Origin of the sequence: uncultured Microbacterium sp., assembly GCF_963524805.1 — a bacterium.
In the GTDB taxonomy this organism is placed as follows: domain Bacteria; phylum Actinomycetota; class Actinomycetes; order Actinomycetales; family Microbacteriaceae; genus Microbacterium.
The window spans coordinates 122,974-145,808 of the sequence record NZ_CAURGG010000010.1; the positions used below are offsets into that span (position 1 = coordinate 122,974).

Sequence of the window (22,835 nt, forward strand, 5' to 3'; positions counted from 1 at the left end):
CGAGCGCACCGCCTCTGCAGGTCATGAAGTTCGCAGGATCGCGCGAAAGTCGCGGGATTCCTGCGAGATCGTGCGAACTCGGCGCGATTCTGCGAGTTCCGTCAGCGCGATGGATGCCGCCGGCCCGGCTCAGCGCTTGTAGTTCGGCGCCTCGACCACGATCTGCACGTCGTGCGGGTGCGATTCCTTCAGGCCGGCGGCCGTGATGCGCACGAACTTGCCCTTGGCCTTCAGCTCGTCGATCGTGCGGGCGCCGACGTAGAACATCGACTGGCGCAGCCCTCCGACCAGCTGGTAGGCGACGGCGGAGACGGGGCCGCGGTAGGCGACCTGGCCCTCGATGCCCTCCGGGATCAGCTTGTCGTCGGTCGGGACGTCCGCCTGGAAGTAGCGGTCCTTCGAGTACGAGGTCTTCTTGCCGCGGGTCTGCAGCGCGCCGAGTGAGCCCATGCCGCGGTACTGCTTGAACTGCTTGCCGCCCTGGAAGACGATCTCTCCGGGCGACTCGTCGGTTCCGGCCAGCAGCGAGCCGAGCATGACGGTGTCGGCGCCGGCGACGAGGGCCTTCGCGATGTCGCCTGAGTACTGCAGTCCGCCGTCGGCGATGACCGGGATGCCGGCCTCCCGCGCCGCGAGGGAGGCTTCGTACACGGCGGTCACCTGCGGCACGCCGACGCCCGCGACGATGCGCGTGGTGCAGATCGATCCCGGCCCGACACCCACCTTGACGGCATCCACGCCCGCGTCGATGAGCGCCTGCGCGCCCTCCCGCGTCGCGACGTTGCCGCCGATGATGTCGATGTGCTCGAACGAGGCGTCGGCCTTCAGCCGGCGGACGATGTCGATGACGCCGGCCGACTGGCCGTTCGCGGTGTCGACCACGAGAACATCAACTCCGGCGTCGCGCAGGGCCTCGGCGCGCTCCCACGCATCGCCGAAGAAGCCGATCGCCGCGCCCACGCGCAGGCGACCCTGCTCGTCCTTCGTGGCCAGCGGATACTTCTCGCTCTTGTCGAAGTCCTTGACCGTGATGAGCCCGGCGAGCCTGCCGTCGTCGTCGATGAGCGGCAGCTTCTCGACGCGGTGCTTGGCGAAGATCGCGATGACGTCGTTCGCGCCGATGCCGACGTGTGCGGTGACCAGACCCTCGCTTGTCATGACGTCCTTGACGAGGGTGCTCGATCGCTCGAAGCCCGACACGAAGCGCATGTCGCGGTTGGTGACGATGCCGACCAGACGGCCGTCGGCGTCGATGACCGGCAGGCCCGAGATGCGGAACTGCGCGCACAGCGCCTCGACCTCGTCGATCGTGGCGTCGGGCGTGGTGGTGATCGGGTTGGAGATCATGCCCGACTCGCTGCGCTTGACCCGGTCGACCTGCGACGCCTGCTCCTGGATGGAGAGATTGCGGTGCAGGATGCCGAGGCCCCCCTCCCTGGCGACCGCGATCGCCATGCGGGCCTCGGTGACGGTGTCCATCGCGCTGGAGACGAGCGGGGTGGCGACGGTGATCCGCCGGGTCACCCGGGAGGACGTGTCGGCCTCGCTCGGGATGACGTCGGTATGCCCGGGCAGCAGGAGAACATCGTCATAGGTGAGTCCGACGAAGCCGAAGGGGTCGTGGTTCTGCATGGGTTCTCCTGCGCGTGGCTCGCGCGCTGATCGAAGTGGACGACGGCGGCCGGTGCGCACGGGAACGCGCCGTACTCGATTCTAAGCGAGCGGGCGCTCGTTTCATTCCGCGAAGCTGACCGGTGGCCCGCGGGATTCCGCGGCCGCAGCGCGGGCGGGCGCCGCGCCCGGAGCCGGTACTTCGCACAAGAGTGTTGTAGGTGAAACAAGATCGACACATTACGCTCGTACCGTCGTTGATCAGCGCCGTGGCGACCCGAGCCCTCGGCGCGCGGCGGCGGACCTGGAGGTTTTGTGAGTCCTACGACTCTGCGCGTTCGGCGGGTACAGCCTTGGCTGGTCGTCGTGATCGGCACGCTGCTCGCGGCGGCGATGGTTTTCCTGTCCAGCCCGGGCGCCTATGCGTCCGCCCCCGACACCCCTGGCGGTGATCAAGAGGCGACCGACTACTACTTCGGCGGTGTCATCACGTTCGAGGACAAAGGCGTTCCCGACGTGACAGTGAAGGTCGAAGGCAACGGCTTCGAGGCCGAGACCGTCACCAACACCGACGGACAGTGGCGGCTCTACGTGCCCGAGAAGGAGAAGTACACCCTCACGGTCGACGAGTCCACCCTTCCCGAGGGCGTGATCGTCGACGGGGAGTCCGCCTCTCAGGAGGTGGAGTTCGGGCTCACCGGGTCGAAGATCGTGAACCTGTTCCTCGGCGAGGGCGAACGGGTGACGCAGTCCTTCTTCGATCAGCTCCTCGTGCGCCTGATCAACGGCCTCAACTTCGGTCTGCTGCTGGCGCTGGCGGCGATGGGCGCGTCGCTCATCTACGGCACGACGGGCCTGTCGAACTTCGCACACGGCGAGATGGTGACGTGGGGCGCTCTGATGGCTCTCGTGTTCACCTCCTTCTGGGCGCTGCCGTTCTGGGTCGGCATCATCCTCGCGGTGGTCATGGGCGGTGTGCTCGGCCTGGCGCTGGATGCGGGCCTGTGGAGACCCTTGAGACGAAGAGGGCTCGGGGTGGTCCAGCTGATGATCGTCAGCATCGGCCTCTCGCTCGCCCTGCGCTACACGTACCAGTTCTTCATCGGCGGCAAGACCTACCAGCTGCCCGGTGCGAGTCCCGCGCCGATCCAGTTCGGTCCGATCTCGCTGTCGTACATCGACCTCATCAGCATGGGGGTGAGCATCGTCGTGATCCTCGCGGTCGCCTACTTCCTGCTGGGCACCCGCATCGGCAAGGCCACGCGAGCGATCTCCGACAACCCGCAGCTGGCGTCGGCCTCCGGCATCAACGTCGACCGGGTCATCCGGATCGTCTGGATCCTCGCGGGCGTGCTGGCGGCTCTCTCCGGCATCCTGTGGGCGTACTTCCGCCCCGGCGTCAAATGGGACATGGGCACGCAGATGCTGCTGCTGATCTTCGCTGCGATCACCCTCGGCGGTCTCGGAACGGCGTTCGGGGCGCTGCTGGGCGCGCTCATCGTGGGAGTCGTCGTCGAGGTCTCGACCCTCTGGATCCCGTCCGACCTGAAGTACGCCGGTGCGCTGGTCGTGCTGATCCTCATCCTGCTCGTCAGACCTCAGGGCTTGCTCGGTCGCAAAGAAAGATTGGGGTAGCGGCCATGGATTGGGGAGCAATTCTCTCGAACACGCTCAGCTACATCCTGAGCCCGGTCACGATCGCCTACGCGCTCGCGGCGACCGGCCTTGCCGTGCACTTCGGCTACGCCGGACTGCTCAACTTCGGTATGGCCGGCTTCATGGCCCTCGGCGGATACGGCTACGCGATCTCGGTGCTGAGCTTCGGCATCCCGTGGTGGCTCGCGATGATCATCGGCCTGGCCGCCGCCGCTCTGTTCGCGCTGATCCTCGGCATCCCGACCCTGAGGCTGCGGGCCGACTATCTGGCCATCGTGACGATCGCCGCCGCGGAGATCGTCCGCCTGATGTTCACGACGCAGGTCTTCGACGACTTCACCAACTCGGCCGACGGCCTGGGCGGCTACCACGCGGGCTTCCGCGCGGCGAACCCCTTCCCGCCCGGCACCTACGGGTTCGGCCCGTGGGAGTCGAACGAGACGGTCCTGTGGACGCGCGTGTTCGGCCTGGCGATGCTCGCCCTGGCGATCCTGCTGGTCTGGTCGCTCATGCGCAGCCCGTGGGGGCGCGTGCTCAAGGGCATCCGTGAGGACGAGGACGCCGTGCGCGCGCTCGGCAAGAACGTCTTCGCCTACAAGATGCAGGCCCTGGTGGTCGGTGGCGCGATCGGCGCGATGGGCGGCATCGTCTACGTGCTGCCCTCGGCCGTGGTGCCCTCGAGCTACACGACGTCGCTGACGTTCTTCCTGTGGACCATCCTGCTGCTGGGCGGTGCGGCGACCGTGTTCGGCCCGACCCTCGGCGCGGTCATCTTCTGGGTGGTGATCGCGTTCCTGGGCAACCTGCTTCCGGAACTCGCGGATGCCGGCATCCTGCCGATGACCTCGATCCAGGCCGGCACACTGCGCTACATCCTGGTCGGCGTCGCCCTCATGGTCCTCGTGATCTTCAGGCCGCAGGGCATCCTCGGCGACAAGAGGGAGATGACCTTTGTCAAATAACAGCGCATCGAGCAACAGCGCCTCGAGCAACAGCGCCTCGAGCAACAGCGCCGACCGCGACTACGGCTCGGCCGAGACGACGCCCACCACGGGCAGCGTCCGCAGACCGAAGACCGGGGGCCTGGCCAAGGGCGAGGCCGCACCCGGCGTCGCCAAGGTCGACCCGATCATGGTCGTGGACAACGTGACCCGCCGCTTCGGAGGTCTCACGGCCGTCGACGTCGAGCACCTCGAGATCCCCCGCGGGGCGATCACCGCTCTGATCGGGCCGAACGGTGCAGGCAAGACCACGCTGTTCAACCTCCTCTGCGGCTTCGACAAGCCCAACAGCGGGACGTGGTCGTACGACGGAAACTCGCTGGCCGGCATCCCGGCGTTCAAGGTCGCGCGCATGGGCCAGGTCCGCACCTTCCAGCTGACGAAGGCCCTGTCGCTGCTCACCGTCCTCGAGAACATGAAGCTCGGAGCGGCCAAGCAGCGGGGTGAGAAGTTCTGGACGAGCTTCATCCCCGCGTTCTGGCGCGCGCAGGACACCGGGATCGAAGAGAAGGCGCGGGTGCTGCTCAAGCGGTTCAAGCTCGACGCCAAGGAGAAGGACTTCGCCGCCTCCCTGTCGGGCGGTCAGCGCAAGCTCCTCGAGATGGCCCGTGCCCTCATGAGCGACCCGGCTCTGGTGATGCTCGACGAGCCGATGGCCGGCGTCAACCCGGCGCTGACGGAGTCGCTGCTGGATCACATCCTCGACCTCAAGGAGTACGGCATGACCGTGCTCTTCGTCGAGCACGACATGCACATGGTCCGTCACATCGCCGATTGGGTGGTCGTCATGGCCGAGGGCCGCGTCGTCGCGGAGGGCCCGCCCGAGACCGTCATGCATGAGAAGGCCGTCATCGACGCCTACCTCGGCAGTCACCAGGACGTCGACCTCGGCGTCATCACCGGCCGCTACGACGGCGAGCTCGACGACGAGGCCAAGGAGCTTCTCGCGGAGATTCACGCGGTCGAAGAGGCGGACGTCGCCGAGGCCGAGAAGGAGAACAAGTGAGCGACCCTTCGACAAGCCCGGACGCCCAGGCGGTGCCCGCGGGGCCGGCGGCTCCGGCGATGGACATGAGCCACGCCGGCGAGCGCTCGGTCGCCAAGACCGACGCCGTCGTCGTGGAGGTCAGCGACCTCGTGGCCGGGTACCTGCCCGGTGTCAACATCCTCAACAGCACGAACCTGATCGCCCGCCAGGGTGAGCTCATCGGCATCATCGGCCCCAACGGCGCCGGCAAGTCGACACTGCTCAAGGCGATCTTCGGGCTGGTCAAGGTGCGCGGCGGTGAGATCACCGTCAAGGGCGAGAGCATCGTCGGTCTCAAGGCCGACAAGCTGGTCAAGCGCGGCGTCGCCTTCGTGCCGCAGACCAACAACGTGTTCCCGTCGCTGTCGATCGAGGAGAACCTCCAGATGGGGCTCTTCCAGAACCCCAAGATCTACAACGAGCGCCTGGAGTTCGTCACCGGCATCTTCGCCGAGCTGGGCAAGCGCCTCAAGCAGCGCGCAGGGTCGCTCTCGGGCGGCGAGCGCCAGATGGTCGCGATGTCGCGCGCCCTCATGATGGACCCGTCTGTGCTGCTGCTCGACGAGCCGTCCGCGGGTCTGTCGCCTGTGCGCCAGGACGACGCGTTCATCCGCGTCTCCGACATCAACAAGGCCGGCGTGACCACGATCATGGTCGAGCAGAATGCGCGGCGCTGCCTGCAGATCTGCGACCGCGGGTACGTGCTCGATCAGGGCCGCGATGCCTACGAGGGCACGGGCCGCGAGCTGCTGAACGACCCGAAGGTCATCGGACTGTACCTGGGCACGCTCGGCTCCGACGGGGCCTGACGCCCGAAGACCACGACGAGCGGATGCCGGCCTGCCGGCATCCGCTCGTCTTTTTGCACGGCCACGCGCAACCCGCCTTCTCGCGCACCGGCGAACCGGGCACGGCAAAGGCCCCGGATCGCTCCGGGGCCTTCGCTGACGTACGCGTCAGTTAGTTGATGCGCTTGTGCATGTTGTCGGCGCCGTACTGGAAGATGCCGATCGTGGCCTCCGTCGGGTCGCCCGCGTCGTCGAACGCGACGCCACCGGAGTAGCCGTCGTAGTCCGCGACGCCGCCGCCGTTGATGATCTCGGCGCAGTCGGCGTACGACTCGCACTTCTCGCCGTCACCGGAGCCGCCCGAGACTTCCTGCAGCTTCTCGGCGATGTCGGCGGGGTCGGTCGAACCGGCCGCCAGCGAAGCGAGCGCGAGCAGGACGACCGCGTCGTAGGACTCTGCGGAGTACGAGTAGTCCTCGAGCTCGGCGTTGCCCTCAGCGGTCCAGGCGTCGTTCAGACGCTGCTGGAAGTCGTCCGCGAGCACGGGTCCGGGCGTGGTGCCCTTCGCGCCCTCGAGGCTGACTCCCACATCGGTGCCCCACTGCTTGAGGTTTCCGTCGACCAGGTAGAAGTTCTCGGCCGACTGACCGGCGTTGACGAACAGCGGCGCGATGGTCGCGAACTGGTCGAACGTGATCAGCACGATCGCGTCGGGGTTGGCCGCCGTGATCGTCGCGACCTGCGCGTCGAACGAGGTGTCGCCGTCGTTGTAGGAGGCGTCGGCCACGACGGTGCCGCCGCTGGCCTCGAAGACCTCCTTGACCACGCCGTACAGGCCGGTGCCGTAGGCGTCGTTCTGGTAGATGATGCCGATGTTCTTGTGGCCGTCCTCGGCGATCAGGTTGCCGAGCACTTCGCCCTGCAGCAGGTCGCTGGGCGCGGTGCGCCAGTACAGGCCGTTGTCGTCCCACGTGGTGAAGTCGGGCGACGTGTTGGCCGGCGAGAACGTGATGATGCCCTCGGAGACGTTGCTGTCCAGGAACAGCTTGGTGACACCGGACGAGGCGGCACCGATCATGGCCGAGACGCCTTCGCTCTGCAGCTTGGGGACGGTGGTCTCGAACGCCTTGTTGTCGGCGTCACCGGAGTCGCCGAAGGTGGCGTCGACGGTCACACCGGCTGCGGCCTCGTTGACCTCGTTGACGGCGAGCTGGACACCGGCCTCCTCGGGCGGGCCGAGGAAGGCGAGGCTGCCGGTCTGGGGCAGGACGGTTCCGATCTTGAGGGTGAGATCCTCAGCAGCGGGCGCGGCCGAATCCGAAGGCTCGGCGGTGCCGCCGCCACCGGCGCAGCCGGCGAGGACGAGGGCGCTGACGCCGGCGATGGCGAGGCCGCCGATCACCGTCCGCACGCGCGAACGGGAGGCAGTGCCTCGGGAGAAGACGCTCATGTTGCTCCTTGCTGTGAATGAACGCGGTCCGACTCGGGCGCCGGACCAGTTCCCCTAAACCTAACGGCGGACGGGTCTCGGCAATGTTGCCGTTCGTTAACGATGTGTAACGCGGTCAAATCGTTATGAACCGCGGTTTCACGCGGCGCGGGAGCGGATTCCGTCTCCTTCGAGCCGGAACATCCGCGGCGCCGGTAGGGTTGAGGCAGATGTCCTACCCCCCGGGGGTATCCGAACGGAAGGCCTTCCTCATGACGAAGAACGAATACCAGGTCACCGGTATGAGCTGCGGGCACTGCGAAGCCGCCGTGCGCGGCGAAGTGTCCAAGCTGACGGGCGTCGAACAGGTCGATGTGAGCGCGGCCGACGGCCGGCTCGTGATCACCGCGTCGCAGCCCCTGGCCGACGCCGACGTGCTCGCCGCCGTCGACGAGGCCGGGTACGAAGCGGTGCGCGTCTGATGGCGACCGCCCTGGCCTCCGGCAGCGGCGCGGGCGCCTTCCCCGCCCGGCTCGAGCTCGAGATCGGCGGCATGACGTGCGCGTCATGCGCGAACCGCATCGAGAAGAAGCTCAACCGGCTCGACGGAGTGACGGCGGCCGTCAACTACGCGACCGAGAAGGCCGTCGTCACCGCGCCTGCCGGGTACGACCCCGCCACGCTCATCGCCGAGGTCGAGAAGACCGGATACACCGCAGCTCTCCCCCAGCCCCTGGCATCCGACGCCGCCCTCCACGAGCACGGCGAGCCGGAGGATCGCGAGCTCACCTCGCTGCGCCAGCGGCTGATCGGCGCCGTCGTGCTGTCCGTGCCGGTGATCGCGATGTCGATGATCCCGGCGCTGCAGTTTCCGAACTGGCAGTGGCTGTCGCTGGCACTGGCGTCACCCGTCGTCATCTGGGGGGCGTGGCCGTTCCACCGTGCCGCGTGGCTGAATCTGCGCCACGGGGCGGCCACGATGGACACGCTCATCTCGATCGGCGTCTCCGCCGCCTACCTCTGGTCGCTCTACGCGCTGTTCTTCGGCGATGCCGGCATGTCCGGCATGACGGAGGTGTTCCAGTGGACGGTTCAGCCGGGCGACGGCGCAGGCAGCATCTACCTGGAGGTCGCCTCCGGGGTGACGATGTTCGTGCTGGCCGGCCGCTACTTCGAGGTGCGCTCGAAGCGCCGTGCCGGCGCGGCGCTGCGTGCGCTGCTGGAGCTCGGCGCGAAGGACGTCGCGGTGATCCGCGAGGGTGTCGAGGGCCGCATCCCGATCTCCGCGCTGCGGGTGGGCGAGGAGTTCGTCGTACGGCCCGGCGAGAAGATCGCGACCGACGGCGTCATCGTCTCGGGCTCCTCCGCGGTCGACGCCTCGATGGTCACGGGCGAGTCCGTGCCCGCCGAGGTGGCCGCCGGTGATGCCGTGGTGGGTGCGACGGTCAATGCGGGCGGGCGGCTCGTCATCCGCGCCACTCGCGTGGGGGACGACACGCAGCTCGCCCAGATGGCGCGGATGGTCGAGGAGGCGCAGTCCGGCAAGGCGAACGTGCAGCGCCTCGCCGACCGCATCTCCGGCGTCTTCGTGCCGATCGTGCTCGTGATCGCGGTCGTCACGCTGGTGACCTGGCTGCTGCTGGGCTTCCCCGCCGCCGCCGCGGTGACCGCGGCCGTCGCCGTGCTCATCATCGCCTGCCCCTGCGCCCTGGGGCTCGCCACCCCCACCGCGCTGCTGGTGGGCACCGGCCGGGGCGCCCAGCTCGGCATCCTGATCAAGGGCCCTGAAGTTCTGGAGTCCACCCGCACCGTCGACACGATCGTGCTCGACAAGACCGGCACCGTCACCTCCGGACGCATGACGCTGGTCGAGGTCATTCCCGCGACGCAGACGCCGGATGCCGCGGCCTCGTCGGCCGCGCGCGCCGACCTCCTGAGGCTGGCCGGCGCGCTCGAGGCGGCATCCGAGCACCCGATCGCCCGCGCGATCGCCCGTGCCGCGCAGGACGAGCTCGGCGACCTCCCGCCCGTGGAGTCCTTCGCTGCGACCGCCGGCATCGGAGTATCCGGCGTTGTCGACGGACACGCCGTGATCGTCGGGCGTGAGCAGCTGCTGGCCGACTGGGCGATCCCCCTCGGCCCCGGCCTGCTCGAGGCCACGCGGCGCGCGGAGGCCCGCGGCTCCGCCACCGTGCTGGTTGCGTGGGACGGCGAAGCCCGCGGCGTGCTGAGCGTCGCGGATCAGCTGAAGCCGACGAGCCGCGAAGCGGTCGACCAGCTGCGGGCACTGGGGCTGGACCCGGTCCTGCTGACCGGAGACAACGAGACGGTGGCCCGCCGCATCGCCGCCGAGGTGGGCATCGAGCGCGTGATCGCCGGAGTGCTGCCGCAGGGCAAGGTCGACGTGATCCGCGACCTTCAGGCCGAGGGCAGGGTCGTCGCGATGGTGGGCGACGGGGTCAACGACGCGGCCGCGCTCGCGCAGGCCGACCTGGGCCTTGCTATGGGGACGGGGACGGATGCCGCGATCGAGGCGTCGGACATCACCCTGGTGCGCGGCGACCTGCGCAGCGCGGCCGACGCGATCCGCCTCTCGCGGCGCACGTTCGGCACGATCCGCACCAACCTCTTCTGGGCTTTCGCGTACAACGTCGCGGCGATCCCGCTCGCGGCGCTGGGCCTGCTCAACCCGATGATCGCCGGCGCGGCGATGGCGTTCTCGAGCGTCTTCGTCGTCGGCAACAGCCTGCGCCTGCGCCGGTTCCGCTCGCTCACCCGCAAGGAGTCCTCATGACCGACACCGCCCTCACCGACACCGCCGCCGCTGACGGCACAGCGCACGCCGCCCACGGGTACATCACCGACAAGGAGAAGTACCTGAACCGCATGCGCCGGATCGAGGGTCAGGCGCGCGGCATCCATCGCATGGTCGAGGACGAGAAGTACTGCATCGACATCCTCACGCAGATCAGCGCGCTGACCAGCGCTCTGGAAGCTGTCGCGATCGGTCTGCTCGACGATCACCTGCGGCACTGCGTCGTCGATGCCGCCCGCCTGGGCGGAGACGAGGCCGACGCGAAGATCACCGAGGCCACCGCGGCGATCGCGCGGCTCGTGCGCTGAGCCGCGAGGGCTTCGCGGCGGGGACGGGCCTCGGCCTCAGGTCAGCTCGCCCACATCCGACACCCCGCGCGCGCTCCGGGCGTGCCGGACGGAGTCGACCGTGAGGATCGTCAGGGCGACCCACACCAGACCGAAGCCGACCCAGCGCGCCGGCGACATCTCCTCACCGAGCAGCCACGCGCCGATGATGAACTGCAGGATCGGAGCGACGAACTGCAGCATGCCCATCGTCGTCAGGCTCACCCGTCGGGCACCGGACGCGAACAGCAGCAGCGGAATGGCCGTCACGACACCCGCGAGACTGAGCAGCAGCGCGTGCAGCGCGCCGTTCTGTCCCATCTCCAACCCCGTGGTCGAGCCCACCACCACCAACAGCACGCACGCGACCGGCACCAGCCATGCGGACTCGAGCGTCAGGCCGCTGACGGCGTCGACGGAAGGCCCGATGCGCTTCTTGACGAACCCGTACAGACCGAACGAGAACGCGAGGCTGAGCGCGATCCACGGGAAGACGCCGTAGCCCACGATGATGACGCCCACCGCCGCCGCGGCGAGACCGAGGGCGACCCACTGGGTCACGCGCAGACGCTCGCGAAGCAGTAGCACGCCCAGCAGCACCGTGACGATCGGGTTCATGAAGTAGCCCAGGCTCGTCTCGATGATGTGCCCCGTGAGCGCGGCGAGGATGAAGACCTGCCAGTTGATGTAGATCAGACCGCCGGCGAGCGCCGTCCACATCAGCAGCCGCGGTTGCCGGATGATCGTGATCAGCCGCCCCCAGCCCCTCAGCACCGTCAGCAGGATGATGCAGAACGCCAGTGACAGCACGATCCGCCACGCGACGAGCTCGAACGGACCGATCGGCCGCAGCAGCAGGAAGTACAGCGGGAGGAAGCCCCAGAGGAAGTACGCGCCGAAGGCGTAGATCCCCCCCAGGGCCCGCTCGCGCGCCGGATCGCGCTTCTCGGATGCCGCGAAAGGGGTTTCGGTGCGGTCGCGGGTCACCCCTCCAGCGTACGTCGCGGCTGTTCCATCCAGACTCTGTCACCGGGGCTTCCGGCATCCGTCGACTGCCGTTGTGCGGCGTCATCCTGCCACGCACGCAGAAGGACCCGGATGCCGCAGCATCCGGGTCCTTCGTGTGAAGCGGTCCTAGCGGACGACGACCGCAAGGACGTCGCGTGCGGACAGGACGAGGAACTCGTCCGCCCCGAACTTGACCTCGGTGCCGCCGTACTTGCTGTAGAGCACGCGGTCGCCCACGGCGACGTCGAGCGGGACACGATTGCCGTTGTCGTCGATGCGACCGGGTCCGACCGCCACGACCTCGCCCTCCTGGGGCTTCTCCTTGGCGGTGTCCGGGATGACCAGGCCGCTGGCCGTGGTCTGCTCGGCCTCGACCTGGCGGATGACGATGCGGTCCTCGAGCGGCTTGATGGAAACCGACACGGTCTACCTCTGCTTTCCTTGAAACGTCAAGACTGATTAGCACCCTCCACCTGAGAGTGCTAATTCCAGTCTAGGCAAGCGCTGGCACTCATGCAACGTGAGTGCCAATGCATGACGGCCAATCCCACCATGTATCAGCGCGCCTTCCGACGACTCATCTCCTATACAAGCTCGGCCGCACGACGGCAAGGGGCAGGAATGGAATGGATGCTCCTCTTACGAAGGAGCGACTCGCGGTGATAGAAATATCACGGGGATGTAATGAACAGTTTCTTGGGGGAACTGGACCATGACAGTGATGTCGTATTTTCTTGCCGTCGACGTGGGAACAACTCGGACAGCGGCTTCTACGGCGCGCATGGCGCCGGACGGCTCGCTCGTCACGGCGGCCTTCGGCCTCGGGCGCGGCTCGGACAGCGCTCCGAGCGCGGTCTTCGCGGCAGAAGGCGAGTTGCTCTTCGGTGAGGCCGCAGAGCGTCGGGGGCTCGCCCAGCCGGATCGGCTCGTACGCGAGTTCAAGCGCCGGGTCGGCGATGACGTACCGATCCTGGCCGGCGATCAGCGGTTCGCTCCCGAGGATTTGTACGCGAGCATGGTCGCGTGGGTCGTTGCGGCCGTCGTCGAGCGCGAGGGCGCGCGGCCCACAGGCATCTCGGTCGCGATCCCTGTCACCTGGGGCGGCTACCGCGCGGGACTGGTGAGGGCAGCGCTCGCACAGCACATCCCCGGTGACGTGCAGCTGATCAGCGAACCCGAAGCGGCGGCGCGCCACTACGAGTCGACTTCGCCGCTCGAGCCCGGCCGTGCCTTGGCCGTCTACGACCTGGGCGGCGGAACGTTCGACGCGGTGATCCTCCGGACCGACTTGGATGGCGCCGTGCGCATCGTCGGAGAGCCACGCGGACTCGGTGACTTCGGGGGAGCGGATTTCGACGACATCGTACTGCGCCACACGATCTCCGCAGCCGGTCTTGCCGCGGCCGAGCTCAACGCCGACCCCGACAACCGCGTCGCACTCGGGACGCTTCGCCGCGAATGCATCGAGGCGAAGGAGGCCCTCTCGTTCGACGCGGAAGCCGTGGTTCCGCTCCTCGTGGGCGGGTCGCATAACACCGTGCGCCTCACGCGGTCCGAGTTCGAGGAGATGATCGAGCCGGGCGTGGAGCGAACGATCGACGTGCTGTCCGACGCGCTCGACGCCGCGGACGTCTCGGCCTCCGACCTTGATGCGATCCTGCTCACCGGCGGTTCCTCGCGAATTCCCCGCATCGCAGAGCTGCTCTCGGAGCGCTTCGACCGCCCGATCGCGATCGATGCCGACCCGAAGGCCATCGTCGCCATGGGCGCCGCCCGCGCGCTGGCCACCGCCCACGCCGAAGCGGTCAAGGCGCAGCTCGCGCTGCTTCCTGCTCCGCCGGCCGACGCCGTGGCAGTCCCGCTGGACCCGCCGGCATCCGCACAGGCCTTCCCACAGGGCACGGCCGCCGATCGTGCACAGCGCCGGTGGTTCCAGCGCGTTCCGGCGACCGCGGCGATGGCGGCGGGAGCTCTGGTACTCGCCGGAGGGATCGTGCTGGTCAGCGCAACCGGACTCGGCTCGAGTCCGGTCACCAACGCGCGGGCCGAAGACGACACGAAGTCCCTCGCATCCTGGCTGGGCGTCGCGCTCCTCGACAGTTCGCCGGCGGTGACCGATGAGGCTGTCGTCGCCGCCCCTCCCGCTCCGCCGGCTCCTCCCGAGTCGATTCAGCGCACTGACTACGGCGCGTCCGAGAGCTCTTCGCGAAACACCAATCCGCGCTCGCAGAGCGTCCAGAAAGCCGCCGAGGCGCCGCGGTCCACTACACCGACGGCCTCGACCGCTTCGGGCGGAGGCACCGGCAGCTCCCCCGGAGGGACGACGCCGGCCACGGGCACGACCGATCAGAACCCGACCGGCACCACTCCGACGAGCGATCCCTCGCCGTCTCCGTCGGCGACGGAGGCCCCGGCGCCCACGGAGACGGAGGCACCGGCGCCCACGGAGACGGAGGCACCGGCGCCCACCGAGACGTCGACACCGACGCCCACCGAGACCTCGGAGCCGACACCGGAAACGGTCACGGAGACGCCTGCGCCCGAGCCGACGTCGAGCGAGGAGCCTGTCCAGACTCCGGAGCCGACGCCTTCGCCGACCGAACCCGTCTGATCCGCTCAGCGATACGCATCATGTCAACGATTTCGACAACCCCCTCGGGGCCTGTGCGCGCCGACAATCTGTTCATCTGGGAGCGGCAGGGCCGGCCTGTGATGGATGCGATCGCCGCCCCCGACGCCGGCCCCGCGCGGGCTGTCGTGGTGGGCAACGCGGGTTCGGGCAAGTCGACGATGCTGCGTGAGCTGCACCGGCTGCTCGAGGACAATTCGGCGCACGCAAGCGTCCTGGCCGACTCGACTGATGTCGCACGCGTGCCGCGCTCCCATGTGCTGCTCGTCGATGACCTCCACCTCCTCGGCCGCGAGCAGATCGAAGGACTGCGCGTTCGCGCCGACGACCCGCAGTCCGCCCTGGTGGTGACCAGCCGCCCATTCCCACGGATCGAGGCGTTGGCCTCGATCACGCGCCGGCTCGAGCGCAGTCGTCCGACGATCGTGCTGGGCCATGTCTCGCGCTCGGACGTGCTCACCTATCTCGAAGAGGGCGACCGGGTGATCGCGAGTTCGTGCGTCGACGAGCTGCTCGAGCTCACCGGCGGGGTGTCGTGGCTCGTGTCGGAAGCGCTCGCGCTTCACGATACGCGCGACTGCGCAGACGACCGAGGGCACCGCGCGTTGACCCGTGCGATCGAGGATCGCATCGCGCACCGTCTCGATACCATCCCGTCGCCACTGCGTCACGACATCGAGGCACTGTGCGTGGCGCCCGGGCCGCAATCGCGCCCCCTGACCGAGCTCGACGACGTGATCGCGCAAGGATACGCCGAGGGACTGCTCGCCCATAATGGGCAGCCTGTTCCCCTCGTGCGCTCCGCAGTGCGAGCGACGATCCCGGTGGGGCGGCTGATCGACCTCAGCACGAGCCTGGCCGACGGGCTCGCGGGTTCGGCAGCCGAAGGCGATCCCGGCTATCGTGACTGGATCGGCGGCATCCACGATTCCGGGATCGGCGCGGCGCTGGTTGCTCACGCGGATCGGATGCTGGAGCAGGAGCCCGTCCGGGCGCTCGAGCTGTACGACGGTGCGCTGGAATGCGGCACCGACGGGGCAGGGATCGCGGGAAGGCGTGCGCAGGCTGCATGGTCGTCAGGGAGGCCCGAGCTGGCCGCGTCGATTCTCGACTCTGTTCCGCTCGGCGACGCGCTCAGCACATCCGCGCCCGTCGACTGCGACCGCATCGTTGACACGTCGGCGGCGATCTGGTCGCTGCGTGGTCTGATGCGCATGGGCCACGAGGTGTATCGGTCGGTCGCTCCGCACGGCGTGGACTCGCACGCGCGGGCGACGATCGCTGCGCTCGGCGCGGGCCATCCGATCGAATCCGACGGGCCCAGCCGTGGTCTTCCGTCGACGCTCGGTGTGGCGATGGAGCTGCTCGAGCGCGGTCTGCGCGCGACGGTCACCGACACGGCGGCGGATTCCGCGGTCGGGGATCTGGTGCGGGCTTCCGAGATGTACACCTCCTCGGGAAGCTCGGCTCCGATCCCGGAACTGCCTGCGGTGATCGCTGCGATCGTCGCGTTGAACGTCGGCGACCTGAATGTCGCCCACGCGGTGATCGAGGATGCGATCCGCGGTGAGCAAGGCGGTGAGTGGGCGCGCACCCGCCTGCTGCTGTGGCGCTCGTGGCTCGCCGTGCAGCGCTCGCGCCCGCAGGAGGCACGGGAAGCGCTGACGAAGGCTCTGGACTCGTCATCCTCGCTGTCAGCTCGCGATCGCCTCCTTGCGCAGGCGGTGCGGGTGACTCTGGCACGGCGATACGAGGATGCCGCCGCTTTGGCGGCCGTATGGGCCGAGGCGCGCGACAGTGTGCTGCACGTCGAGGCTGACCTGTTCGTCCTGCTGCCTCTCGCGGAGCTGATCACATCTGCTGTACGCAGGGACGACACCCCGCGCCTGCAGCCACATTTCGATCGCGCCATCCAGATCGTCGAACAACTGGGCCTGCCGCCGATCTGGTCGGTGCACCTGAGCTGGGCCGGCATCCAGCGCGGCATTCTGCGTGGCAGTCCCGAAGAACTGAAGCCGCACGCGCGGGCTCTCGTCGCCGCTTCGCGACACAGTCCGATGGCCGCCGTGATGGCGCAGGCCGGCCGGGTGTGGACGGCCACTCTGGGCGGCTCGGTGGATGCGGACGCGATCGAGGCCGCAGCACATGGGCTGGCTTCGGCCGGGCTCGGCTGGGACGGCGCGCGCCTGGCAGGTCACGGTGCGAGCCGGGTGCAGGACCGCAAGGTCGCCGCTCGGCTGCTTGCAGTCGCTCGTGAGCTGCACCCGGTGGAGGCGGTTCGCAAGCCCAGCCGACCCGAAGACGAATCGCGGTCGAGCACCGGAGGCCCCAAGAACGTCGTGCTGAGCGAGCGTGAGCTCGACGTCGCGCGGCTCGTTCTGCAGGGCAAGACGTACGCGGAGATCGGCGAGACGATCTTCATCTCGCCTCGAACCGCCGAGCACCACATCGCCCACATGCGTCGCCGTCTGGGTGCGACCTCTCGCTCCGATCTCCTCGCGCGATTGCGGGTAGTGGTCGACCGGTCCACCGCGGACGAGGATTCATCCCCTTCCGACGAGGGGACTCACGGCCCAACCCCCTAAAAAGATCCCAGGGCATCCGGGGGAACCCCCGATGCCTGACGGGGCACAACTGAATAACCTGAACATTACAAACTTCTAACCTGCGTGACTTTCATGTGTATTGACGCCGAGGAGAAAGCAAATGAGCACACCGGTAGCGACCGTCGCAGACGCGTTGATCTCCTTCATCTTGAGTCTTCTGAGAGACCCCGCCGCCGTCGAGGAGTTCGACGCGGCACCCAAGGCAGCACTGGCGCATAACGGCCTCGAGGACGCCTGCGTCGCAGACGTCCAGGCGGTCAAGCCGGTGATCGTCGACAATCCCACGGTGATCGTGAAGAACGTGAGCCCTCCGCCGCCACGCCACAACAACAACAACGACGACGACCCGGTCGTGCGCGAGATCAGCCGCATCGTGCACCAGTTCACTACGGTGGACGCCCGTTCGACCATCGTCGACCAGTCCGTGAACCAGAACATCTGGACCAATGGCGGCGACGTCACCCAGATCTTCGACCAGGACTCGGTCGTCGCCTCCGGCGATCACGCGGTGGCCGCGGGTGATGACGCCACAGTCGTGGACAGCGATGTCGATATCGACATCAGCGACGTCTCGATCGGCAACACGACGAACGACGGCAGTTTCAACGACAACACGGTCGAGGTCGTCGTGGAGGAGGACGAGCCGGTCATGGAGGATGCCGCCGTCGCAGCAGTCGAGGCCGGAGCAGCCGTCGAGGACGCAGTGGACGACGCCGTGGACACCGCGGTTGCCGCGGCACAGGATGCCACCGCAGTCGCGCAGAGCGTGGCGCCGGCCGAGGAGCAGGCCCCGGCGGAAGACCCGCTCGCAGCCGACCTCACGTCCACCGACTCTTACGAGGGCGACGACGGGTCGACCGCGGTGGTCGACGACTCCTACGTCGAAGAGCCGATCGAGGAGCAGTGACAACGGCCACGTGACCGACCAGGCGAATCCCCAGCCCAGTCCGACAGCGCAGCGCGGGATCACGGCGAAAGCCGTGGTCCCGTCGTCGGCGCCTCGCGAGGCACCGGCGCGCCCGCCCTTGAGCAGCCCGAATGCGGCACCGGTGCTGGTGAAGAAGACCCCGCCGTTCTCGGTGCGGATGAGCCAGCTCTTCTGGATCCTCAGCTTCGCGGTGGGCGGCTTCACCACCGTCTTCTTCTTCGTCATCCGCCAGGAGCAGCTGCCCCTGATCGCGGATCACGTGCGCCACGTCACCGAAGGACGCAGCGAAGACACCTATAAGACCGCCGCCGATATCGTCTACTGGATCGTGTTCGGGACGATGGTCGCGATCCTGTTGATCCAGATCACCCTGCTGGTGTCCTTCATGAGCCGACGACCGCTCATCCGCTGGTGGCAGCTCGCGACGCTGGGCCTCCAGCTGGTCCTGCTGCTCCTGTCAACGGAATGGGTTGCGCTGGGCGAACGGCGCGAATCTCTTCAGCTTCTTCTCGCGGCGCAGGCCGGGCTCGTTCTCCTCGCCCTGCTCAGCAGCATCATGCCCAAAGCTATGGCCTGGACCGCCCGCCAGCACGACGTCCGCCGTGGCAGCGAGAGCGTCGTCGGCACGGGGGACATCTGATCCGGCTCCCGCGGCGGGCTCCGTCATCTCGGGCTCCGGTTCGTGCGGCGTGAGCGTCGCCGCGATCTCGTCCAGACTGCGCACGACAACTCGGCAGACCCCGACCGACGTGCGTTCGGTGAGGGGCGATTCGGCAAGCGTCCGCCAGTGCGCGAGCTTGGTCTCGACCGTCGCGCGCATCTCCTCAGTACCGGCGTCCTCCGCCATTCCGAGCCGTGCGGAGACCGAGGTGCCGGCCGCGCCGATGATGCGCTGGGCATCGGCGGAGTCCTCCGCCGACACAGGGAGCCCCTCCGATCGCGCCGTCGCAAGCAGGGTGAGCTCACGCAGCGCATGGGCTCTCGCCGAGATGCGCTCGATGCCCGCCAGGATCTCATCCGCCCCGTCGCGAGGACGCTCCCGGATCAGCTTCTCCAGTCCCAGCAGCACGCCGCGCACCTTGAGGGTCGCGGCACGGGTCCGAAACTGCGTGCCAACGAACTGACGCAGTTCCACCAGCCCGCTCTGCTGCACCATGGCGTCCGACAACTCGGACGAGCTGGCGGCTCCTCCGCGGATCAGAGCGGTGGCGAGCCGCACGCCGAAGATGCCGAAGCGGCTCAGCAGCACCCGGCGTTCTTTCGTGCTCAGCGTCGTCTTCTGGGATTCGCGCGTGAAGCGATCGGCCGATACGAAAAGGCTCTCGCGGTCGGAGCGCTCGAGCCCGGCCAGCTCGCGGAAGGCGTTGTACTCGCCCTCGCGCAGGGTGCGCGCGCCCTCGGCGACGAGCCCTGCAACCGGGACCACGCCGAGGACGAGCGAGGCGAGGTCCGCGTCGCGCTCATACCGTCGGGCGACCTTGCCGGCCGACAGCATAGAGTCGATCCTGCCCGAGCCGATTTCGTCGGATCGCGAGAGCACTCCGACGGCACAGACTGCCTGACCTGCGCCAGCGGCGGTGTCTCGGAACGCCTCGAGGAACTTCACGTCGGACGCGTGCAGGTGACGCATCAGATACACGACCGCGTCAGCGGAGGACGGCGAATCCTCTGGCGTGAGGAATCGCGTCGTTCGCGCCGAGGTCTCAATCGACAGCGACGCGATGCCGGGTGTATCGATGAGGATCATCGACTTGAGCGCTTCGAGCGGCCACCCGACGTCGATCCACTCGACCTCCTCGACCGGCAATCCCCCGAGCCCCATCACCAGCCGACCACGTTCGCGACGCACCGGCATCCGCTTCGTGCCACCGTCGACGGTGTGCAGGGTGATGGTCGGGGTCGTCGAGTAGCGATACCACGTGACCACTCGGGTGCACTCGCCTGCGTCGGTCGGCGCGATCTGCTCCCCCAGCAGGGCATTGAGGAGGGTGGACTTGCCAGCCTTGACCATCCCTGCGATCGCCAGGCGGAGCGGTTCGCGCAGCCGGCGCTCCAGTTCGGCGATGACATCTTGAGCGTGCGCGTCGTCGACATAGACCTCGGTCGCGACACGCAGCAGCGCATGGGCGCCCTCGTCGATCGGCGCGCTCACCGCCGCACGGCTTCAGGACGCAGGGGCTCCAGCTGCGGCAGCTCGCTGCTGAGAGCCTCGAGCTTCTGGAGCTGCGACTGCAGCTGCTTGACACGCTCTTCGCGGGACGACTGGAACGTGCCGGCAGCCTGCTTCGAGGCGTTCAGCGCCTCCGTCAGCGAGCGGTGCAGCTCCTCGGCCATCGAACCGAAGTGATCTCGAGCGGCGCGCTGAACCATTCGAAGCCGGTCCTTCAGCTGCTTGCCCACTTGGAAGATCACCTCGTCGATATACCGGCGCACGACCACCTTCGCTTCATGCTGCCGGCGCGAGAGGCGCGAGTTCATGTCCTCCCGATACGCGCGACGCCCCACCAGCACTCCGGCCAGCAGCGAGAGCGGGTTGATCAGGGATAGCCCGATCAGCCCAGTCACGAGGCCCACCATGAGTACGCCACCGTACGATCCGCGAACGCCGATGTAGATCTTCTCCCCCGCGCCGAGGCGGCCGGCGTCGAGTCCCGATATCCCCTCGACCGGGTCGAGCACGCCCTGGGTGTCGCCGACGTAGATTGCCGGCAGCTCCGACTCGCCGTCGCTGAACAGCTGCGCAACCTCTTCCGACAGCCAGCGCGAGCGTTCGTCAGTCCACACGAACGTCTCCGACACGGCGGCGGCGACGCGCTGATCGAGCCATTCACTGATCTGGTCCCAGATCGGTCCGGGGTCACCCTCGTCGATCGAGGTCTCGGCTTCGCGCTGCACCTTGCGCAGCCGGTCGCGCAGATCGTGCTCCATATCGGCGATGAGGTCGGCGATGCCGTCAGTCAGCGTGACCTGCCAGCGCGCCGACCTGCTGCGGAACTCGTCGGCACGTGCGCGTGCTTCCTCGAGCTCCGCGATCATTCGGGGGGTGTCCTGCGGATTGAGGATCGCGTTGAGCTCAGAGCGGAGCGACATCGTGAGTTGCTCCGTCACCGAGACCAGGTCGTGTACAGCGCTACGCTCGTGGATCAGCTCCGCGCGGCCGAGCACTTCGCGTCGCAAGTGCGCCACGAGAGCGGGGAAACCCGACTCGTCATTGAGCGCGCGATCCTGAAGTTCCGCGGCGAGCAGCCGGAGGTCGCTGGAGACCGAGAAGATCGGAACATCACCGGCGTCCAGCAGGTGTCCTCGGTCGATCTGCTCGATCTGACGCCAAGCCGGGTAGAGGTCGGTCTTGGCAAGCACGGCGGCGACGTTGGGCGAGACGCGCATCGCGTGCTTGAGGAATTGAACCTCGGGCTCTGTATATTCTTGGGAGGCGTCGGAGACCAGGAGCACGGCGTGCGCCGACGACAGGGCCGACAAGGTGGCGACCGCGTTGGACGAGTCAAGCCCACCCACGCCCGGAGAGTCGACGAGCTTCAGGCCGCCCTTCAGGATCTCCCGGGGCAGCAGCACTTCAGCCGAGAGGATTCGCTTCTCGTTGCCCGGGTTGCCGCGCTCCGAGACATAGTCGGTGAGCGAGTCGAGTGCGACCGGCCGCCGCTCGATGTCCTGCCCGGTTGCCTCTGCGGAATCGTCAGTGCGTACGAGCACGAACGCGGACGAGGGGTCACCGTACCCGACGGATGTCGGCACGCTTGTGGCGATGTCATCGTCGACGGGGCATACAGGCGCGTTGACGAGTGCGTTGATGAGCTTGCTCTTGCCCTGCTTGAACTCGCCGACCACGATGACCCGCACGTCCGGGTCCAGCAGTCGTTCCCGGGTGTTCTCAAGTCGTTTGGCGAGGTCGGCCCGACCTGTGTCGGCCGCGAAGGCGCTGAGCCTGCCGACCACCTCAGTGAGGTCGTGAGACTGGGCGGCGGGGGCCGCGACACCGGGCCGCAACTCGACAGCGGATGCCGGTGGTTTTGCGCCCGACTTGCCCTCGCGTCCGCCTGCAGGCGGTGCGTTCTTGCTCGATGTCGTGTTCTCGCGTTCGATCACCGCGGACTCCTCGGTGCTATCCGTTTCGGCACTGTTCCCCTGCTCCATCGTTTCACGGAAAAGGGCGGGTGCGTCCCGCCCTTTTCCGTGCATCCGCTCCCATCAGAGCGGGAAGTCCGTCGCCATCAGGCCGCCGCCGTCATCTATCCCGCCGTGGTCTGTCTCGTCGCCCCAGATCTGTTCGGTGTCGACGTCCCAGTGGGAAGCGTCGACGTCCTCGATCTCGGCGGAGAAGAAGTTGGCCGACGTGTCGAGCGGATCCGGAAAGTCGATGCTCCAGACATCCGCGCGCTGCGGTGCGACGTCCAGCGGCAGGTCGTTGGGACGGCCGGCCGTAGCGTCCATGGACATCGCTGCTCACCTTCGGGTCGGTGGCGAGGGGTGGTGAATCACTTCTGCACCACCATCTCGCCGGATGCTGGTGTGCCCGGCCGCCCCAAGGGGCGGCCGGGCAGGTCCTGCGATCGATCCTAGAAGAGGTCGATCTCGTTCGCGTCGCCGAACGGGCTGTTGACGTTCGAGTTGTCGACGTCGTCCAGCGAGTTGTCCGAGTTGTCGGAGTTGTCGTTGTACGAGTCCCACGTGTTCGTCGAGTTGTCGTTGTTGGAGTCCCACGCGTTGTCGTTGAACGAGTCGGTGTTCCACGTGTTGTCGGTCCAGATGTCCGAGACATCGATGTCGACGTCGATGTCCGTGACGGTTGCGTCGTCACCGGCGGCCACCGAGTAGTCACCCGACGCGATCACCGAACTCTGACCGAAGAACTGCGTCACGTTGCCACCGTCGGCGTCGCCGCCGATCGCGCCGGTCGGACCGGATGCGCCACCGTTGGCTGCGCCGCCGGCTCCGCCCGCACCGCCCGCGCCCGCCGCACCGGCTGCACCGCCGCCACCACCCGTGCCAGCAC

General features: G+C 68.0%; 17 protein-coding genes and 1 pseudogene. 10 read left to right on the forward strand and 8 right to left on the reverse strand.

Translation table 11 applies throughout. The features are described from left to right. Positions 1 to 129 precede the first annotated feature (129 nt). On the reverse strand, positions 130 to 1,632 hold the full coding sequence (gene guaB / locus RWQ91_RS15865; RefSeq protein ID WP_314508019.1) for an IMP dehydrogenase: 1,503 nt from the start codon (positions 1,630 to 1,632) through the stop codon (positions 130 to 132). 372 nt (positions 1,633 to 2,004) lie between these two features. On the opposite strand from guaB, the gene RWQ91_RS15870 reads away from it, so the two are divergent. The 4 genes from RWQ91_RS15870 to RWQ91_RS15885 all read left to right on the forward strand — a co-directional run bounded on the left by RWQ91_RS15870 (position 2,005) and on the right by RWQ91_RS15885 (position 6,104). Continuing rightward, positions 2,005 to 3,246 carry a branched-chain amino acid ABC transporter permease gene (locus tag RWQ91_RS15870; protein WP_314508047.1) on the forward strand — a complete coding sequence of 414 codons (1,242 nt, stop codon included), beginning with the start codon at positions 2,005 to 2,007 and terminating at the stop codon, positions 3,244 to 3,246. A gap of 5 nt (positions 3,247 to 3,251) precedes the next feature. After that, on the forward strand, positions 3,252 to 4,229 hold the full coding sequence (locus RWQ91_RS15875) for a branched-chain amino acid ABC transporter permease (protein ID WP_314508020.1): 978 nt from the start codon (positions 3,252 to 3,254) through the stop codon (positions 4,227 to 4,229). A gap of 169 nt (positions 4,230 to 4,398) precedes the next feature. Further along, complete coding sequence (locus tag RWQ91_RS15880) at positions 4,399 to 5,274, forward strand: ABC transporter ATP-binding protein (protein WP_314508049.1); 876 nt, start codon at positions 4,399 to 4,401, stop codon at positions 5,272 to 5,274. A gap of 59 nt (positions 5,275 to 5,333) precedes the next feature. Continuing rightward, positions 5,334 to 6,104, forward strand: a complete 771-nt coding sequence (locus RWQ91_RS15885) for an ABC transporter ATP-binding protein (RefSeq protein ID WP_399546649.1) — start codon at positions 5,334 to 5,336, stop codon at positions 6,102 to 6,104. Positions 6,105 to 6,255: 151 nt separating this feature from the next. Here the strand turns inward: RWQ91_RS15885 and RWQ91_RS15890 are convergent, their stop codons facing one another. Continuing rightward, entirely contained in the window at positions 6,256 to 7,533 is a 1,278-nt protein-coding gene (locus tag RWQ91_RS15890; RefSeq protein ID WP_314508021.1) for an ABC transporter substrate-binding protein, read from the reverse strand. Positions 7,534 to 7,784: 251 nt separating this feature from the next. Between RWQ91_RS15890 and RWQ91_RS15895 the strand changes: the two genes are divergently transcribed. The 3 genes from RWQ91_RS15895 to RWQ91_RS15905 are packed head-to-tail and all read left to right on the forward strand — an operon-like array spanning position 7,785 to position 10,635. Beyond that, complete coding sequence (locus tag RWQ91_RS15895) at positions 7,785 to 7,994, forward strand: heavy-metal-associated domain-containing protein (protein WP_314508022.1); 210 nt, start codon at positions 7,785 to 7,787, stop codon at positions 7,992 to 7,994. Further along, positions 7,994 to 10,306, forward strand: coding sequence for a heavy metal translocating P-type ATPase (locus RWQ91_RS15900; RefSeq protein WP_314508024.1), 2,313 nt, complete (start codon positions 7,994 to 7,996; stop codon positions 10,304 to 10,306). The genes RWQ91_RS15895 and RWQ91_RS15900 overlap by 1 nt, the downstream gene beginning before the upstream one ends. Beyond that, entirely contained in the window at positions 10,303 to 10,635 is a 333-nt protein-coding gene (locus tag RWQ91_RS15905) for a metal-sensitive transcriptional regulator (RefSeq protein WP_314508025.1), read from the forward strand. Before RWQ91_RS15900 ends, RWQ91_RS15905 begins: the two co-directional genes overlap by 4 nt. Before the next feature lie 36 nt (positions 10,636 to 10,671). Here RWQ91_RS15905 and rarD read toward each other — a convergent pair whose 3' ends face one another. Next, a complete protein-coding gene (rarD, locus tag RWQ91_RS15910; RefSeq protein ID WP_314508026.1) occupies positions 10,672 to 11,640 on the reverse strand; it encodes an EamA family transporter RarD in 969 nt (322 codons plus the stop codon). Positions 11,641 to 11,787: 147 nt separating this feature from the next. Then, on the reverse strand, positions 11,788 to 12,084 hold the full coding sequence (groES, locus tag RWQ91_RS15915) for a co-chaperone GroES (protein ID WP_091492757.1): 297 nt from the start codon (positions 12,082 to 12,084) through the stop codon (positions 11,788 to 11,790). A 298-nt stretch (positions 12,085 to 12,382) separates the two neighbouring features. Here groES and RWQ91_RS15920 point away from each other — a divergent pair, with 298 nt between their 5' ends. From RWQ91_RS15920 to RWQ91_RS15930, 3 genes are all read left to right on the forward strand, one after another. Further along, positions 12,383 to 14,272 carry an Hsp70 family protein gene (locus tag RWQ91_RS15920; RefSeq protein ID WP_314508028.1) on the forward strand — a complete coding sequence of 630 codons (1,890 nt, stop codon included), beginning with the start codon at positions 12,383 to 12,385 and terminating at the stop codon, positions 14,270 to 14,272. 20 nt (positions 14,273 to 14,292) lie between these two features. Further along, positions 14,293 to 16,875 carry a LuxR C-terminal-related transcriptional regulator gene (locus RWQ91_RS15925; protein WP_314508030.1) on the forward strand — a complete coding sequence of 861 codons (2,583 nt, stop codon included), beginning with the start codon at positions 14,293 to 14,295 and terminating at the stop codon, positions 16,873 to 16,875. Between the two features lie 121 nt (positions 16,876 to 16,996). Then, the gene (locus tag RWQ91_RS15930) at positions 16,997 to 17,803 is read left to right on the forward strand and encodes an IniB N-terminal domain-containing protein (protein ID WP_314508033.1); all 807 of its coding nucleotides are present in this window, start codon (positions 16,997 to 16,999) and stop codon (positions 17,801 to 17,803) included. Positions 17,804 to 18,281: 478 nt separating this feature from the next. Here RWQ91_RS15930 and RWQ91_RS15935 read toward each other — a convergent pair whose 3' ends face one another. The 4 genes and pseudogenes from RWQ91_RS15935 to RWQ91_RS15950 form a co-directional block, all read right to left on the reverse strand. Then, entirely contained in the window at positions 18,282 to 19,976 is a 1,695-nt protein-coding gene (locus tag RWQ91_RS15935) for a dynamin family protein (protein WP_314508034.1), read from the reverse strand. Beyond that, positions 19,973 to 21,778: a dynamin family protein gene (locus tag RWQ91_RS15940; RefSeq protein ID WP_314508053.1), complete on the reverse strand. Its 1,806-nt coding sequence runs from the start codon at positions 21,776 to 21,778 to the stop codon at positions 19,973 to 19,975. Before RWQ91_RS15940 ends, RWQ91_RS15935 begins: the two co-directional genes overlap by 4 nt. A gap of 252 nt (positions 21,779 to 22,030) precedes the next feature. Then, positions 22,031 to 22,279, reverse strand: a complete 249-nt coding sequence (locus tag RWQ91_RS15945) for a hypothetical protein (protein WP_314508036.1) — start codon at positions 22,277 to 22,279, stop codon at positions 22,031 to 22,033. A 119-nt stretch (positions 22,280 to 22,398) separates the two neighbouring features. Further along, positions 22,399 to 22,835: pseudogene (locus tag RWQ91_RS15950) on the reverse strand (hypothetical protein); the annotation flags it as partial.

Bases quoted from the DNA above. Each gene is read 5' to 3' on its own strand.
- guaB (WP_314508019.1), bottom strand. From the start codon at position 1,632: ATGCAGAACCACGACCCCTTCGGCTTCGTCGGACTCACCTATGACGAT.
- RWQ91_RS15870 (WP_314508047.1), top strand. From the start codon at position 2,005: ATGGTTTTCCTGTCCAGCCCGGGCGCCTATGCGTCCGCCCCCGACACC.
- RWQ91_RS15875 (WP_314508020.1), top strand. From the start codon at position 3,252: ATGGATTGGGGAGCAATTCTCTCGAACACGCTCAGCTACATCCTGAGC.
- RWQ91_RS15880 (WP_314508049.1), top strand. From the start codon at position 4,399: ATGGTCGTGGACAACGTGACCCGCCGCTTCGGAGGTCTCACGGCCGTC.
- RWQ91_RS15885 (WP_399546649.1), top strand. From the start codon at position 5,334: ATGGACATGAGCCACGCCGGCGAGCGCTCGGTCGCCAAGACCGACGCC.
- RWQ91_RS15890 (WP_314508021.1), bottom strand. From the start codon at position 7,533: ATGAGCGTCTTCTCCCGAGGCACTGCCTCCCGTTCGCGCGTGCGGACG.
- RWQ91_RS15895 (WP_314508022.1), top strand. From the start codon at position 7,785: ATGACGAAGAACGAATACCAGGTCACCGGTATGAGCTGCGGGCACTGC.
- RWQ91_RS15900 (WP_314508024.1), top strand. From the start codon at position 7,994: ATGGCGACCGCCCTGGCCTCCGGCAGCGGCGCGGGCGCCTTCCCCGCC.
- RWQ91_RS15905 (WP_314508025.1), top strand. From the start codon at position 10,303: ATGACCGACACCGCCCTCACCGACACCGCCGCCGCTGACGGCACAGCG.
- RWQ91_RS15920 (WP_314508028.1), top strand. From the start codon at position 12,383: ATGTCGTATTTTCTTGCCGTCGACGTGGGAACAACTCGGACAGCGGCT.
- RWQ91_RS15925 (WP_314508030.1), top strand. From the start codon at position 14,293: ATGTCAACGATTTCGACAACCCCCTCGGGGCCTGTGCGCGCCGACAAT.
- RWQ91_RS15930 (WP_314508033.1), top strand. From the start codon at position 16,997: ATGAGCACACCGGTAGCGACCGTCGCAGACGCGTTGATCTCCTTCATC.
- RWQ91_RS15945 (WP_314508036.1), bottom strand. From the start codon at position 22,279: ATGTCCATGGACGCTACGGCCGGCCGTCCCAACGACCTGCCGCTGGAC.